The 16,050-nt window shown below is 32.3% G+C and carries 13 protein-coding genes and 1 tRNA gene; 7 read left to right on the top strand and 7 right to left on the bottom strand.

Annotated features, from left to right (window positions below; genetic code table 11):
• Positions 1-59: 59 nt before the first annotated feature.
• The 6 genes from KO513_RS11400 to KO513_RS11375 form a co-directional block, all read right to left on the bottom strand.
• Positions 60-383, bottom strand: a complete 324-nt coding sequence (locus KO513_RS11400) for an NHLP leader peptide family RiPP precursor (RefSeq protein ID WP_215913473.1) — start codon at positions 381-383, stop codon at positions 60-62.
• A gap of 949 nt (positions 384-1,332) precedes the next feature.
• On the bottom strand, positions 1,333-1,665 hold the full coding sequence (locus tag KO513_RS11395; RefSeq protein ID WP_215913472.1) for an NHLP leader peptide family RiPP precursor: 333 nt from the start codon (positions 1,663-1,665) through the stop codon (positions 1,333-1,335).
• A gap of 217 nt (positions 1,666-1,882) precedes the next feature.
• Positions 1,883-3,898, bottom strand: a complete 2,016-nt coding sequence (locus KO513_RS11390; RefSeq protein WP_215913471.1) for an adenylate/guanylate cyclase domain-containing protein — start codon at positions 3,896-3,898, stop codon at positions 1,883-1,885.
• A 76-nt stretch (positions 3,899-3,974) separates the two neighbouring features.
• Positions 3,975-4,274: an NHLP leader peptide family RiPP precursor gene (locus KO513_RS11385; protein WP_215913470.1), complete on the bottom strand. Its 300-nt coding sequence runs from the start codon at positions 4,272-4,274 to the stop codon at positions 3,975-3,977.
• A gap of 21 nt (positions 4,275-4,295) precedes the next feature.
• Positions 4,296-4,646 (bottom strand): hypothetical protein, encoded by a 351-nt coding sequence (locus tag KO513_RS11380; RefSeq protein ID WP_215913469.1) that lies wholly within the window; start codon positions 4,644-4,646, stop codon positions 4,296-4,298.
• A 399-nt stretch (positions 4,647-5,045) separates the two neighbouring features.
• A complete protein-coding gene (locus tag KO513_RS11375) occupies positions 5,046-5,375 on the bottom strand; it encodes an HTH domain-containing protein (protein WP_252735767.1) in 330 nt (109 codons plus the stop codon).
• A gap of 332 nt (positions 5,376-5,707) precedes the next feature.
• Here KO513_RS11375 and KO513_RS11370 point away from each other — a divergent pair, with 332 nt between their 5' ends.
• From KO513_RS11370 to KO513_RS11340, 7 genes are all read left to right on the top strand, one after another.
• Complete coding sequence (locus KO513_RS11370) at positions 5,708-7,927, top strand: lantibiotic dehydratase family protein (RefSeq protein ID WP_215913468.1); 2,220 nt, start codon at positions 5,708-5,710, stop codon at positions 7,925-7,927.
• Complete coding sequence (locus tag KO513_RS11365; protein WP_215913467.1) at positions 7,896-8,732, top strand: thiopeptide-type bacteriocin biosynthesis protein; 837 nt, start codon at positions 7,896-7,898, stop codon at positions 8,730-8,732. The genes KO513_RS11370 and KO513_RS11365 overlap by 32 nt, the downstream gene beginning before the upstream one ends.
• A complete protein-coding gene (locus tag KO513_RS11360; RefSeq protein WP_215913466.1) occupies positions 8,725-10,401 on the top strand; it encodes a helix-turn-helix domain-containing protein in 1,677 nt (558 codons plus the stop codon). The genes KO513_RS11365 and KO513_RS11360 overlap by 8 nt, the downstream gene beginning before the upstream one ends.
• Before the next feature lie 116 nt (positions 10,402-10,517).
• Positions 10,518-10,664, top strand: coding sequence for a hypothetical protein (locus KO513_RS11355; protein ID WP_215913465.1), 147 nt, complete (start codon positions 10,518-10,520; stop codon positions 10,662-10,664).
• A gap of 69 nt (positions 10,665-10,733) precedes the next feature.
• A complete protein-coding gene (locus tag KO513_RS11350; protein ID WP_215913464.1) occupies positions 10,734-12,356 on the top strand; it encodes a S8 family serine peptidase in 1,623 nt (540 codons plus the stop codon).
• Between the two features lies 1 nt (position 12,357).
• Complete coding sequence (locus KO513_RS11345; RefSeq protein WP_215913463.1) at positions 12,358-14,544, top strand: peptidase domain-containing ABC transporter; 2,187 nt, start codon at positions 12,358-12,360, stop codon at positions 14,542-14,544.
• Between the two features lies 1 nt (position 14,545).
• The gene (locus KO513_RS11340) at positions 14,546-15,838 is read left to right on the top strand and encodes an HlyD family secretion protein (protein ID WP_215913462.1); all 1,293 of its coding nucleotides are present in this window, start codon (positions 14,546-14,548) and stop codon (positions 15,836-15,838) included.
• A gap of 119 nt (positions 15,839-15,957) precedes the next feature.
• On the opposite strand, the gene KO513_RS11335 is transcribed toward KO513_RS11340, so the two are convergent.
• Positions 15,958-16,031, bottom strand: a tRNA-Ile gene (locus KO513_RS11335).
• Positions 16,032-16,050: the final 19 nt, after the last annotated feature.

Raw genomic sequence — 16,050 nt, 5'->3', positions numbered from 1 at the left:
GATTATATACTTGTTATACTACTTTGAATTGAACTTGAATATTTATATGATTTACAAACTTAAAATACCGGAAAACAGCCACAGTTAAAAGACATACTATCCTTGATAACGGTTGGATAAGCCCCACCAGCAACATCCTCTAATTCCGAATCTGTTAATGCTATACTGTCTATATTAGGCTTGGCGGGTATGTTAATGTTCAAAATTTCAAAATCTGTTTGATCATTGACAACAATAGTCACATTTTGATTGACAATAGGTTTACCGAAAAATGCTTCTATTGTTTCTTTTGGACTAGTAATTAGTTTATTTTTAAAATTTTCGTCCTCCCAGCATTTATTAATAATTTTGTTGAGATTTTCTTGCGATTCTGTTAAATGCATAATAATGTTAATTAGGGTTAAAAATTAATTTTTGGTAAAGATATTGTTGTGCTTATAACCATCTGTGCCAATAAAACTTTGAAAAATGACATTCTGAATACGTAGCATGGTTGCCACTACGTTGTATCCGTTGAAACTTTATTTTAATTATAAATTCTTTCAACAAACTGAGAAAAAAATTATTAGTACCAACCCATGATATATCGGAACTAATCCCAAGTAAAACCATTATTTTCATCTCCCCCCCCCCCGAAACCATTTCCAATTGTATCTCAGTTAACTCCATATCCTTGAAATCGGGTTTGAATGAAATGTTCAAGTAAAAGATATTCTTCTCTGTCTGATCTACCACTACCATTTTTACCTCATCTCTTAGTTTTAGTTTTTTTCCTGTCAATTTATAAATTGCTTCTAAAGACGTTTTTATCAATTCTTATTTAAACGATTCAACTTCCCATGCCTTACTGATGACGGACTGTAGTAATTGTTGCTCTTTTGTCAGTTCCATAATTATTATTTGTTAGAAGGTCAACTGCCAAAAATACTTTCATAAAGAGCAGGGAAATCTATATAAAGTGTTGGTGGCATTCCACCCGCAACAGCCTCCAATTGCTCCTCATTCAACTCCACATCTTCTAAATTTATTTCGGATGGTATATTTATATAGATGGTGTTTTTTATCTGTTTGATCCCGTACTACCAGAGATTTCCCTTCGGGCAGGTTCACCTTTACACCCGTAAGTTTTTCAATGGTGTCTACAGGGTCTGCAACCAACTCTTGCTTAAAAGGTTTCGTCTTCCCAAGCTTTGTTTATAATAGTTTGTAATAGCTCTTGCTCTTTTGTTGGTTTCATGATTATTTTTTGTTTAACTATTAAGATGTAGTAAATATAATTGGGTATTTATTGATGGAAATGCTAAAAAAACTGATAAACTAGTTTACTGCCTTTTAATACCACCCCATTAAAAACCTGAATTGATCCCAAGTAAAATCGTTGTTTTTATCCCCCCCTGCAACAGCTTCCAATTGCTCTTCATTTAATTCCATATCCTCTAAATTTGGTTTAGCAGGAATATTAATATAAATAGTAGCATTATCTGTTTGGTCTGTAACAACTAAAGTTTTGCCTTGAGGTGGTTGAATTGTTTCTCCTATTGCTTTTTCAATTGCTGCAATAGGGTTAACTAGTAGCTCTTTTTTAAAAGCTTCGTCTTCCCATGCTGTAGTAATTATTTTTTGCACTAATGCCTGATTTTTCTTCTGTTCTGCTGTAAGTTTCATAAATGCTAATGCTTCGTTTAATTATGGTTTAAAGATATTTTTTACCGCTAGGTTAAAAATGCCATAAAAACTGATGAAACTGTTGGGTTGGTGGGGAGTTAAGGGTTGCATTGTTTAGCTATCGGACATCCCCCTTAGCCCCCTTCAAAGGAGGAATCCACTGTTGAGGATTGTTTGTGAGTGACAATGTTCGTAACGTCCTCTTCAAAAAGGAAGCTTATTTATGAGAAACAAAATACATACCCAGTTCTCCTTTGCCTTTAGCGGCTATCTTACCGCGGTACTCAAAAGCAAGGTCATTCTCTGCTTTAACCATGTTATATAGATTTTCACTAATATTTACTTTACCTACGCTACCATTGCTTTCCATTCTACTGGCCGTATTAACCGTATCACCCCAAATATCATACTGGAATTTTTTAACCCCGACAATACCGGCCACTATAGGGCCTACATGTACGCCAACACGCATTTCAAAAGCCGGTTTTGCCAAGAGATTGTTTGCTTGTTTTCTTTCTGAAATAAATTTCTGCATATCTAAAGCTGCCAAAATTGTTTTTTTGACAGAATCCGTACTCGGTTTGGGTAAGCCGCCCGCCGCCATATAAGCATCGCCAATAGTTTTTATTTTCTCAATATCATGCCGTTCCATAATGGCATCAAAAGCTTTAAAACAGACATTAATTTCTTCTACCAATTCTTGAGGCGTCAACTTTGAAGCTGTTTCCGTAAATGACTTAAAATCTGTAAACAGTATTGATGCGCTGTCAAAATCTTGTGCATCTACATAGCCTTTTTCTTTAAGTTCTATGGCAATTTCTTCTGGAAGAATGTTTAGCAACAAATGTTCGGACAAGTCTTTTTCAACTTGTAATGCTGCCTTGGCTTTTTTGGTATAGTTTAACCTTCCATAAAGACCACCAGCCACAACTAATATGATACAACCTGTGGCAATAAGTAGGTTCCTCTGGTTTTCTTTTTCTACCAATTCTTTCTCATGCTCTTGTATTTGCTTCTGTTCTTTTTCTACCTGAACAATACTATCTCTAAGCATTTGATTTTTAAACTCCATTTGCTGGATGTCATTGGCCGTCCGGTGGGTCTGTAAACTATCTGTTAAAAGAACGGCTCTTTCATAATAAGCTAATGCAGTACCATTTCTATTCAGAGATTTATTTATTTTATACAAACAGTTACAGGCCTCTTCTTGGTAGGCGACCGTATTAATTTTAGTCGCTATTTTTAGTCCAATTTCACAATTAGCAAGTGCTTCTTGTTTTTTATTAAGTTTATTAAAAACGAGCCCTATACCAATAGATGATCTTGCTTTAAATATGTCATTATTCAAATTTTTCGCGAACTGCAATGAACGATTGTAATACGTTAATGATTTTTTATATTCATATTGTAATCTTGAAAGTTCCCCTAAATTAAAAACTGATTCCAAAACTCTTTGCTCATCTTTAGCCTCATTAGCGAATTGTAATGCCATAACAAATTGCGCGTTGGCCTCATCATAACAATGCTGCTTAATGTAGGTTTCACCTATTGCATTAAATACTTGAGATAATTTATTCTTATCCGAACTTTTTCTATAGGTTTTTTGAGCACGTTTAAAATATTGTAAAGCATTTTCATATTCATCCAATTCTAAATATATACCTCCAATATTCTGCAAGGTAGCAGCAGTTTCACTGGTATTGTTAAGTGCTTCGTCTAATTTTAGTGCTTGCTTATAATGTTTAAGTGCTTCAGGGTAATTACCTAAGTAATAATAAATAGCTCCTTTATTATTAGCCGAGGATGCCATACCTTCTTTGAAGTCAACTGACTTATACTGTAAAATGCTATTTTCAAAATTTAATAGAGCTTGTGCATAGTTGCTTTGATAATAAAAAATAGTTGCAATTTTACTATAACAATTACCGATTAACTTTTTATCTTTTAAAGTATTATAATACCCCAAAGCCTTTTCTGCAGTTTTTAAGGCATCTAAGAAATTACCTTCTTTAATATAAGAATCGGTTTTATCAAAGAGACTATCTGCGACATTTCTATTATTGTTTTCAGAACTTTTAAACTCTTCTTGAATGTAAAATGATTTATTAAAAACTGTTGTTTTCGCATTAGCCAATTCAACCCATAAAAAAAAAGAGAGAAGAACCCAAAATATTGGGTTCTTCTCTCTTAAAATACTAAACCTAAAATTTATAAGGAATAGTATTTTTTTCATAATAACTTTGAATAATATAATTTGAAACCATAATTATGGCAATACCAGTTGCTTAGAAATGAGCTAACAATCTTGCCTATAGGCCTCTGAGAACTGGAGTCGTTAATACACTGCCTCCCGCAACAATTTCCATTTGTTCTTCATCTAGTTCCATATCGTCCATATCTATCTTTGGTGGGATATTAATGTATATAACAGAAGTATCCGTTTGGTCTAAAACAACGATACTTTTATCACGTGGCAGGTTTACAGGCCTGCCCAACAATTGCTCTAAAACCTTTACTGGGTTTTCAATCAATTCTTTCTTAAAGTCTATGTCTTCCCAGGCTCTTGAAATAAGAGTCTCTAATAATTTTTGTTCTTCGGTCAATTTCATAGTTACGTCTTTAATAGTTGGTTAAGATTTAAACCCATCAAGCTTTGGACCTATTGGAAAACAAGGTGGAAAAGTGGGTAAAATATGAATAAGTTCTAAAAGAGGAGCGCCCCCTGCAACTAACTCTAGTTCTTTTTCACCTAACTCTACATCTTCTAGCTTAACTTCTGCAGGAATATTAATATAGATAGTGTTTTCATTGGTCTGGTCTCGTACAACTAGTGTCTTACCCTCTGGTACTTGAACGCGTTGACCAGTTAATTTTTCAATCGCAAGTAGCGGGTTCTCCAACAGTTCGTTTTTAAAATTTTCGTTCTCCCAAGCTTCATTTATAACTGTCTGTAAAACTTGTTGTTCATTTGATAATTCCATTGCTATAAGTTTTTAGATGTTACTATTATTTTCATGGTAAATGTAGAAATAAGGACATGTAGAAGAATGCCAAAAAGACCGACAAAATTTTGTTTAGAGAAATATAATGTAATCTGTTTTTTAAATAAAACCATTTAACCTAAAGTGGAGCAAAGAAATATTTGTTAATCCTCAATGAATATTTTCTTTTATAAAAAAGCTGAAAATCTGTGTTCCTTGTTTTGAGTGCACTAACAAATAAATTAAAAAACCTAACGAAAAAGTACTACTAAGAATAGCCAGGAAAACGACTGCGTTGGCGTCTACTAGGCTAAGAAAAATTTCTAGTATTCGTCTAATAGTAATTACCATAACAAAAATTTATTTATTGAGACATTTTAAAATATAAAAACATTTAAACTAAATATAGCCTCCACCATACAATTCTATTACTTCATTTTTACTCTTAACAGAGACCGAAACCTTAACTTCTAGAAAAAAGTCTTCTCGGTAATAATAAGTTTTACGACCACGATCGTAAGATATTTGAGCATCATAATCCTTTAGATAATCTATTAATTTATAAACCAGGCGTTCGCTTATATGCATTCTACGCCCCAGTTCTCTTGGAGAACCTGTCCGCTCATTTTCTATGAGAAGATGCAGTTGCTGTAGCCGTTCAAGATTCTTAATTGATTTCACCGAATAATAGTTGCTTAGTGTTCTAAATTGATAGTCAAACCTAAACAAAGAATTGCTCGATAAGCAAGGTGGCAAATGGCGATTCGCGAATAAATGGGCCGTGATTCGCGAATCACAGCACCATAAAAGCAACTTTATTCCTACATATTAAAATTTTAAAACACACATAAATATGGTATATTTCGCTACAAATATATCAGTCGGTTTTTTCTTAACTCTTTTTGGGAATCAAAAACCTTAAAAGAATAGTTATATAAAAAAAATAGGCTTTGTACTTGTCTTTAAGGACAAATGATTCTTTGAATTTCAAATAAACAACATATTATCTCATAATAGGACTCCGCTAACGGACTCAAGCCATTATAATAACATGATTAGATTTGAAACACTTTAGCTCAAATTATAGCGTACTTGAAACATTTGGAGTAAGAACACCCTTATTTCCATATCAAACGATTGAGAGGGTTTATTCTAGTAAAAATCCAGAAAAAGAGATATGGAACACTTGGAATAACCCTCTATTTAGGGAAGCCATTTATTTGGCATCTCCACAATTTTTTCAAATAGTTACTTCTTTTTTAAAATCTGACAAAAAGGACGAAGTAAAATCGCAAGACTTGTCTATAACTTTATTAAAATATAGTACCAGAATTAGTACTAGACCTACTCCATTTGGGCTTTTTGGAGGAATATCAATGGGCGTGTTTGCCAATATTACTGATTTAACACTAGATTCATTAAATCAACATACTAGAAAAAGCAGAATTGATGCCGGTTATATGGGCATGTTTGCTAAAAAACTGAGTACCCTGAAGTTATTAGAAGATAAATTGCTTTTTTATAGAAATACGAGTCTTTATCAAATAGGAGATGAACTTCGCTATCTAGAAACTATTTTTGTAAACGATAAAAAAGAATACATTTTACAAAGAACTGCTGCTACTGATTACCTTGTTAATCTGTTAAACTATGTTAATCAAGGAGAAAAAAAGGAGAGTATAATTTCATATTTAGTCAAGAAGGGCTATAACGAAAATGATGCAATATTATTTATAGATCGTTTGATTGAAGAACAAATACTAATTAGTGATATAGAGCCTGATAGTATAGGTGACAACAATGCTAAGTATTTAATAAAAAAAGCCGGTTTTAATACTGACAATTATGAATTCAAATTTTTAATAAAAGCCCAACAGATTTCAAAACAATTAGATTCATGGAGAAATGAAAACATAAGTCTATATAAAAATTTAAAAAAAGAAGCTCTAGCCATACTACCAGAAACAGAAAAAACAAATCTTGTTCAAGTGGATTTATTCCCGAGCTACAACAACTGTACTTTAGACAGGAAAATGAAAATAAGCCTCTCTAGAGCATTGAATGTGCTCTATAAAATTAGTACACCCCCGAAAGAAACTAAATTAAAGATGTTTGCAAAAGCATTTGAGGAACGTTACGAAACTCAAAAAATACCCTTGGTTAAAGTACTTGACATAGACTCTGGCTTAAGTTACCCCGTTACTAATAAAAATAATGTGCACCCGTATGTTTCTGACATTTTAACGAATACCGAAGAAAAAGCAACTAAAACCCCAATAGAATTAGATGAATTTTCATTACTATTAATGAACAAGCTTCAAATTTTAAATGGCAATCATTTAGAATTGATGGACGAAGACATCAATACCCTTGAAGAAAATAATTTTCAGATTCCAGTAACAGTTGCAGCAATGGCTGAATTGATTACGGAAGATAACGAACAATTTTTATTCCTCCCAGAAATAGGAGGAAGTTCCGCCAGTTGCCTACTTGGTAGATTCTCTGATGGTTCACCAGAAATATTAAAATTTGTAAAAGAGGTACATGACATGGAGTCTTCTTATTATGATGACGCAATAGTAGCTGAAATTGTACATCTTCCTGAAGAACGTACAGGCAATATTTTACAAAGGCCCCGAACAAGAAGTCACCAAATAAATTACCTCTCCGGTTATAATTTAAAGGCAAATGGTTCAATCCCAATTGAAGACATAGACATCCAGATAGAATATGGGAGAATACTCTTAAGTGACCGAAAATCTGGTAAGCATATTATTCCCTTTCTTTCCAATGCTCATAACTATATACAATCTAGATTACCTATATATCGCTTTCTTTGTGATATGCAATTTGATTCAAAAGCCAAGGGTATAGGTTTTAGTTGGTCTAACATTGAAAAAATATATCACCACCTTCCAAGAGTAACTTATAAGGATATAATTCTCAGCAAAGAGCAGTGGTTATTTGAAACAAAACTGTTAAAAAAAAGATTTAAAGGGTCAATGGATAATGAAATATTTGATAAAGTAAAGAGATTTCAAAAAGCAGAAGGTTTACCCAGATTGGTTCATTTGAAGGAAGGTGACAATGTAATGCTAATTGACTTTACAGTAGAACTTTCCATAAAGATGTTTATAACGAGTTTGACAAATAATAAGTACACCAAATTAATAGAATATACCGGAGATAAAAATAAATTAGTAAAAAACCAAGAAGGAAATTATTATGCTTCTGAATTTGTGTTTGCCTATGCAAAAAAAGATATCTCAGACAGAAATTAAAAGAGCATTTCTACCCGGGTCGGAGTGGCTTTATTACAAAATATATTGCGGTGATTCATTTGCCAATGTTTTTTTACAACATTTAGCACCGGTTATTAAGGAACTAAAAAAAGAAAATTGTATAGACAAATGGTTTTTCATTCGATACTCCGATCCAGGTTTTCATATTCGTCTGCGCTTTAGATGTATAAATAGAGATGCCTTTCTTTTTATAGTGGAATACATGAAAGAATTTATTTCACCATACCTCTTTGACACTCGAATTTGGGATGTCCAAATTGCTGTATATCATCGTGAAATAGAACGATATGGGGAAAATAACATAGAGATATGTGAGTCAATATTCACCCATCAGAGTGAATTAGTATTGGCCACTTTACCTAAACACCTAACGGATGAAACTTCTGTCGTAAATGCAATGCTACTATTAACTAAATACTTGGCCTGTATTCTTTATAACAATGAAGATAAACTAGCCTTTGTTAAAAATAATTATCTCGCTTTTAGAGAAGAATTTGGCTTAAAAAGGAAAGAAATGAAAAAAATAGGTGTTAAATATAATTCCTTGAAAAAGGAATTTTTTAACGCCATTCAAGAACCAAATTCCATTGTTGATAATCATATAGAAAGAATAAAACCATATTTAAAATCATTACAAAATAATGAACTAATTGCCCCTTCAATAATTCATATGCTAATCAACCGATATTTTGATAAATCTCAAAGAGCAATGGAAATGTTGCTTTATCACCATTTAGAAAAACAATATAGAACAAATATAATTGTAGAATTGAAAAATGTATAAAGGTCTAAAATTACTGATTACCTTATTCTTTATATGCGGAGTTCAGGCTCAAGATTCTTTAGTGAATCCTGATACCTTAATGAGCATGACCTATGATCAGCTCATTGACAAGATGTATATTGAAAACGATATTAATAAAGACTTAGCAATAATATATAGTAAGGCTTATCTGCGCAAAGCAAAAAACAACCTAGATTCTGTCGAAATAGCAGAAGGTTACATTGGTCTCGCAATAACTGCGAAAAAATATGATACAGCAATGATATATATGGATAGTGTTATTGATTTTACACAAAACTTTAATACCCAAAAATATCCTGCTTCAGCCTACTCCTTTAAATCGGATATTCAATATGGTCATAATAAATTTAAAGAAGCTCTAGACAATGCCTTAATTGCAAATGACATACTCAAAAAATGGCCTGTTAATAATAAAACCTATACGGTTAAATATCAAATAGGTATACTTAGAGCCATTATAGGAGAGCACTATGAGGCCTTAAAATTTTATAATGCTAGTAAAAATTATTTTCGGGAAAATAGCCACAACTACTATGAATTTACATTGTTTGGTCTATGCGAAAGTCATTTAGCTCTCAAACAACTAGATTCAGTTGCCTACTACGCACAGTTAGGTATTGAATCTACACAAAAAAACGACAAGCGAAATCAAATGTATTTTACATACGCTTTTGGGGAGTTAGCCTGTACCAAAGGGTTATACCAAAAAGCTATTGACAGTTTAAGAAAGAGCAGATTGCAGTTTATTAAAACTAAGGATTTAGGAAATCTAGCACAAAACGAATATTGGTTAGGTGTTTCAAAAGAAGGGTTAGGGCTATTTAATTCTGCTATTTCTCATTTTAAAAGGGTTGATTCTTTATTTGATAATGGTCAAAAAATTAACCCAAGATTGCGCGGAACATGGGAAAAATTAATTGATTTTTATAAAAAAAAAGACTGCCTTAAAACCGAGCTATATTACACAAAAAAACTAGTTAAGTTTGATTCAATCGTTAATGATGATTACAAGTATTTGTCTACAGAAATTAATGATAAGTTTGATATACCAGAATTAGTATCCGATAAAGAGGTTGCTATTTTAGGATATAAAAAGAATCTAACAACGTGGTCTATAGTTGTGATTGTCCTCGCTTGCTTACTATTTTTATTAGGGTGCATATTCTATATGTATAGAAAGCATAAGATAAAAAAACTGGAAAATTATAGATTATTAGTAACAAAATTAAAAAACGAAAAACCTATAGACCAAGAAAAGGAGGTTAAGTTATTAAACCTTTCTCCTGAACTAGAAGAAAAAATTAAAGAAGGGCTAAATATGTTCATGCTGAAACAGGAATATCTCAAACCAAATATTACCGTAGGTGATTTAGCAAAGACAATTGGAACAAATAGAAAATATCTATCACAATATATAAATCATGTTAAAGGAATAAAGTTTCCAGATTATATCAATACGCTACGAATTGAATATGCTTTGCACAGATTACAAACAAATGAAGGTAATTTCAGGGTTTGGCGTTTAAATGCTGTGGCAAAAGAGCTGGGATTTAGTAGCGCAGAATATTACTCAAAGGCATTTAAAAAACATACAAACTACAAGCCAAATGTTTATTTAGAAAACTTAATAAAAAATGAAAAGACATAACGCAATTCGTGAATTATGTTATTAGGTTGCAAAGACCTTTTACTAAACTGCCTTATTTAACTTACATTTAAAATTCTTTAATATTATAAAAATAATTAACTAATAAACACTTGAGAATGAAAAACAAAAAAAGTGAACCAAAGCAATTAAACTTTGAGAAATTTGAAGTAGCAAGAATAACTTCTACTAGTAAAATTTTAGGAGGTAATCCTCCTGGAGATACTCCGCAGAGCTCTATCAGATGTCATAGAGAAGAGGATTAAATCATTATTGTTAACCTATTAAAAAAACAAAAGAGCTCAAAATTGAGCTCTTTTCTTTAAATCAAACTTATGCCAAGAATTTTCTACAACTCATTACTCTTTATATTCTTGTGTTCGTGTTCACATAACCAAAATAATCAAGAGACTTTAAAAAAGGAAAACATTGATTGGTACCTAAAAGACTTTGAGCTGGATAGTGTTCCTGGAATCAGCTTAGAGCGAGCTTATAAAGAGCTTATTAATGAAGATAAAGGAAAAGAAATAATAGTTGCAGTTATAGATTACCAAATAGATCTTAATCACGAAGATTTAATCAATCAAATATATATTAATAAGAATGAAATACCCAATAATAATATTGATGATGATGATAATGGTTATATAGACGACACAAACGGTTGGAACTTCATAGGTATAAATGATTATGAAAGCTTAGAGCATAGTTTAGATGAATATACACGAATTGTAAAACGTCTCCAGAAAAAATATAAGAATAAGAAAAAAGAAGACATCTCTCCTAGAGATTTCAAAGAATACCAGAAATATATAAATGCTGTTGACAAGCGAAATTCCAGTATTAAAGATGCTGATGAATTAATTGCATATGCTCAAGAAATGAAAGAAACTTTTTTGACTTTTAAAGATTATTTTTCTGATATCTATCCCCAATATGATAATTATAGTTTTTTTAGTTTAGATAGTTTAGTCACGTTAGATGAAGATGCTCAAAGAGTATTAAAGTCGGTCAAAGGTTATATCAAATATGATATAGATTTGGAAACGATATTTGAAGAAGAAAAGCGTTATATTATTCAAAAGTATACGTCAAATAATCTAAATTATAATGATCGTCAAGAGATTGGAGACGACCCTTATAACTATGAGGACAAAAATTATGGAAACAACTACGTTCAATCTAATCAGGAAATTGTTCATGGCACTCTTGTAGCGGGAGTTCTTGCCGCAACGAGGAACAATGGAAAAGGAACTCGTGGCGTTTCCAATCACATAAAGATAATGCCTCTGCCCATATTACCTAAATCTGGTACGGAGAATGATAAAGATTTTTATAGTGCCGTTCGATATGCTGTTGACAACGGAGCCAAGGTGATTAACTTTAGTTCTAGTAAGTTAGCTTCGGATAATGAACATATATTGTTCAAAGCATTAAAATATGCGGAAGAAAATAATGTTCTTGTTGTCTCTTCGGGTGGCAATAGTGGCTCCAATATTGGTAACTTAGATTCTGAAGTCTACCCAAAGGATAAAGATCAAACAGGCAATTCAGTAAACAATTTGATTAAGGTTGGAGCTTCAAGCCAATATTTAGATAATCGCCTATATGTATCTTTCTCTAACTATAGTAAAGAAAACATTGACTTATTTGCCCCTGGTCAGGAAATTAGAGCCCCTACATCAGCATTAAAACGATATAACGATAACGCTATGGGAACCTCAATTTCTTCCGCAGTAACTTCTGGTGTTGCTGCTCTTTTACTTTCTCAGTACCCAGATCTAAGCGCTCTACAGATAAAAAACATTCTTATGGACAGTGGTAATGAATATAATACTATAGTAAGCACAGGAGAAAATGACAGTATTCCCTTCAAAGAGCTGTCAAAATCAGGAAAAATACTTAATGCGTATAAAGCATTAAATATGGCTAAAAAAATCTCCGAAAAGCAAAAATAATGTGGCAAAGTTTCCTTTTTACAAACAAATAGATTCTAAAGATTGTGGACCAACCTGTCTGAAAATAATTGCGAAACATTACGACAAGTCGCTTGATATTGAAGAATTGCGTAGAATGGCAGAAACTACTAGGGTAGGAAGTACATTACAAGGCCTTTCAAATGCAGCGGAGACTTTAGGTATAAAAACTTTACCTGCTAAGATAAATTGCAAACAGCTATCTGAAATTCCCTTGCCGTGTATTTTACATTGGAACAAAAGTCACTTTGTAGTTTTATACAACGTAAAAAAAAATACCTATTATATTTCAGATCCTGCCCATGGTTTGATTACTTATTCCAAGAGTGAAATTCTAAAACATTGGATAGGAAATAATGTCCATGAACATACAGAAGAAGGTGTTGCACTATTACTAGAACCAACACCGACATTTTATAAAAATGAATTTAATAGTTTAAATAAACCCCTCAATTTTACCTTTCTATCAAAATATTTGATTCGCTATAAAAGATTTTTAGTGCAATTAGTTTTTGGACTACTTACTGGCAGTTTATTACAATTGCTCTTTCCTTTTCTAACACAGAGTATTGTTGATATTGGGATAAGAAATCAAGATATTCATTTTATATATTTGATTCTTGCTGCCCAATTATTTTTATTTTTGGGGAAGACGGCGGTTGAAATTATAAGAAGTTGGATTCTACTACACCTAAGTTCTAGAATTAATATTTCATTGATTTCAGACTTCTTTATCAAACTCATGAACTTGCCCATTGCTTTTTTCGATACTCGTCTAACAGGTGATATTCTTCAAAGGATAAACGATCACGAAAGAGTCGAAAAATTACTGACTTCGTCTTCCCTGAATGTCCTATTTTCTCTTGTCAATCTATTTGTATTCGGATTGGTTCTCGCATACTACAATTTTTGGATTTTTAGTATTTTCTTCCTAGGAAGTCTACTATATTTTGGATGGGTATTGTTGTTTCTTAAAAAACGTAAGGCATTAGACTATAAAGAGTTTTCACATATAAGTTCTGAACAAAGTAAAGTCATCGAATTAATCAATGGAATGCAAGAAATAAAATTGCATAATGCCGAAAAACAATTTCGCTGGCAGTGGGAACACCTACAGGCAAGATTATTCAAAATTTCCATAGAACGCCTATCCTTAAATCAATATCAAGATGTGGGTTCTGAGTTTATAAACGAATTCAAAAATATTCTAATTACTGTTGTATCCGCTAAATTAGTTATTGATGGAGAGATTACGTTGGGTATGCTATTAGCCATTTCCTATATTGTAGGTCAATTAAATTCTCCTATTTCTGAATTGGTTCACTTTATTCGTGACGCACAAGACGCCAGAATTTCATTAGAACGCTTATCTGAAATACATAGTAAACAAAACGAAGAAACATTAAAAGAACCTAATGTAAATATTCCTCCAAAAATGAGATTCATGCTACAAAATGTATCATTTCGTTATTTCGGATCTGAGGAATTTGTTTTAAAGAATTTAAATTTGATAATACCCGAAAATAAAGTAACCGCAATAGTTGGATACAGTGGTAGCGGTAAAACCACTTTATTGAAGTTATTACTAAAATTCTATGAACCACAAACCGGAAGCATTGATATAGATAGTACTTCCTTAAAAAAATTATCCCATAAAAACTGGCGAGATCAATGCGGAGTTGTTTTGCAAGAGGGGTTTATATTCAGTAATACTATTGCCAAAAACATTGCAATAGGTACAGAAACAATAGATAAAGAGAAATTAGCCATAGCAGTCGATATTGCGAATATTAAAGATTTTATTGAAGAATTGCCATTATCATACAATACTAAAATAGGGAGTGAGGGTATTGGTCTCAGTACAGGTCAGAAACAGCGGATTTTAATTGCGCGGGCAGTCTACAAAAATCCCGATTGCCTATTTTTTGATGAAGCCACCTCTTCTTTAGACGCCATTAATGAAAAAAAAATTATGGCGAAGTTGCAAACCTTTTTTAGAAATAAAACCGTAGTGATCATAGCACACAGATTAAGTACGGTCAAAAATGCCGATCAAATTGTAGTGTTAGACAAAGGACATATTTCAGAAATAGGAAATCACAAAGAATTGACCAATTTGAAAGGACAGTATTATAATTTAGTGAAAAACCAATTAGAGTTAGGAAATTAAGATGTCTAAAAAATTAAAAGATATTGAATTGCGTAGTGAAGTGGTTAAAGATATCCTTTCTAAAACGCCCCACTGGATGATTAGCTGGGGAAGCCTTTTGTTTTTTTTACTTATGTTGATTATGTTAGGTTTGAGTTGGCTAATTAAATATCCTGATGTTATTATAGCTGAAGCAATATTAACTACAGAAATTCCTCCCCAAAAAGAATATGCAAGGATTTCAGGAAAAATTGACACTATTTTTGTATTCGATAAGCAATCAATAGCTAAAAACAAAGTTCTTGCCGTTTTAGAAAATACAGCTAATTACAATGATGTATACCTTTTAAAATCAATAATTGACACTTTGAAAATTGACAAGAAAAATGTTGACTTTGCATTTGATAAATTACCTCCACTCTTCTTAGGTGATATTGAATCTTATTTTTCCCAGTTTGAAAACAATTATTTTCAATATATAATCAATAGAGATTTACAGCCATTCTCCTATAAAGCCTTAGCTAATGAAATATCACTTCAAGAACTTAAGAGAAGGCTACAAAGTCTAGTAACTCAAAGGGACCTAGGAAGAAGCGAGATTGAATTTAACAAGAAAAACCTTGATCGCAATAGAGCTCTCTTTGAAAAAGGAGTCATTTCTAGACAAGAATATGAAAACGAACAACTGGAGTACTTAACTGCGCAAAAAAATTACCAAAACCTCTTAATTACTATCTCTCAAATACGGGAATCCCTAGGCAATGCAAAAAATACTTCCAAAAACACTGAGTTTAATATGGCAAATGAAAAAATGCGTCTATTAAAAAATGTGTTACAAGCATATAATCAATTGAAAAAAGCGGTGAAAGAATGGGAACTAAAATATGTTCTGAAATCAAATATCCAAGGAACGGTTTCTTTCCTCAATTACTGGAATAGCAATCAATCTGTAAATTCAGGGGATTTGGTCTTTACCATTCTACCCAAAACCAATTCTCCTTATATTGCTAAGTTGCAAACGCCTAATTCCAATTCGGGAAAAATACGCCTTGGTCAACAGGTCAACCTATCGCTCTATGATTATCCGGAATACGAATATGGAATAATGAGAGGAACGGTTTCTCAAATTTCATCTACATCAAATGAAAAAGGGACATATATCATAGACGTTGCCGTTCCAAAAGAACTAATAAGTTCGTATAACCGGCCAATTGATTTTAAACATGAAATGAAAGGAGAGGCCAAAATTATCACTGAAGATCTTCGTTTGATAGAAAGAATCCTATATAGCTTTCGGAAAAAATTTATTAGATAACTATAATAAAATCTCTCAAATTCATCCTTTTCAAATAATTCGTTGTCCCCTATGTTGTCCCTTTTGAAAATAAAAAATCCGCAAAAAGTTGAAAAGCAACTAATTACGGATTGTCCTTGTGGTCCCACCTGGGCTCGAACCAGGGACCACCTGATTATGAGTCAGGTGCTCTAACCAACTGAGCTATAGGACCAAAAATTGGACTGCAATAT

This window comes from Zobellia sp. B3R18, from assembly GCF_018860715.1.
GTDB lineage: Bacteria > Bacteroidota > Bacteroidia > Flavobacteriales > Flavobacteriaceae > Zobellia > Zobellia russellii.
This window is presented reverse-complemented; position numbering and strand designations above follow the sequence as displayed.

What these genes read in the sequence shown, in the direction of transcription:
- KO513_RS11350 (WP_215913464.1), top strand. Translation starts at nt 10,734, where the DNA reads ATGCCAAGAATTTTCTACAACTCATTACTCTTTATATTCTTGTGTTCG.
- KO513_RS11355 (WP_215913465.1), top strand. Translation starts at nt 10,518, where the DNA reads ATGAAAAACAAAAAAAGTGAACCAAAGCAATTAAACTTTGAGAAATTT.
- KO513_RS11340 (WP_215913462.1), top strand. Translation starts at nt 14,546, where the DNA reads ATGTCTAAAAAATTAAAAGATATTGAATTGCGTAGTGAAGTGGTTAAA.
- KO513_RS11385 (WP_215913470.1), bottom strand. Translation starts at nt 4,274, where the DNA reads ATGAAATTGACCGAAGAACAAAAATTATTAGAGACTCTTATTTCAAGA.
- KO513_RS11400 (WP_215913473.1), bottom strand. Translation starts at nt 383, where the DNA reads ATGCATTTAACAGAATCGCAAGAAAATCTCAACAAAATTATTAATAAA.
- KO513_RS11380 (WP_215913469.1), bottom strand. Translation starts at nt 4,646, where the DNA reads ATGGAATTATCAAATGAACAACAAGTTTTACAGACAGTTATAAATGAA.
- KO513_RS11390 (WP_215913471.1), bottom strand. Translation starts at nt 3,898, where the DNA reads ATGAAAAAAATACTATTCCTTATAAATTTTAGGTTTAGTATTTTAAGA.
- KO513_RS11395 (WP_215913472.1), bottom strand. Translation starts at nt 1,665, where the DNA reads ATGAAACTTACAGCAGAACAGAAGAAAAATCAGGCATTAGTGCAAAAA.
- KO513_RS11365 (WP_215913467.1), top strand. Translation starts at nt 7,896, where the DNA reads ATGCAAAAAAAGATATCTCAGACAGAAATTAAAAGAGCATTTCTACCC.
- KO513_RS11360 (WP_215913466.1), top strand. Translation starts at nt 8,725, where the DNA reads ATGTATAAAGGTCTAAAATTACTGATTACCTTATTCTTTATATGCGGA.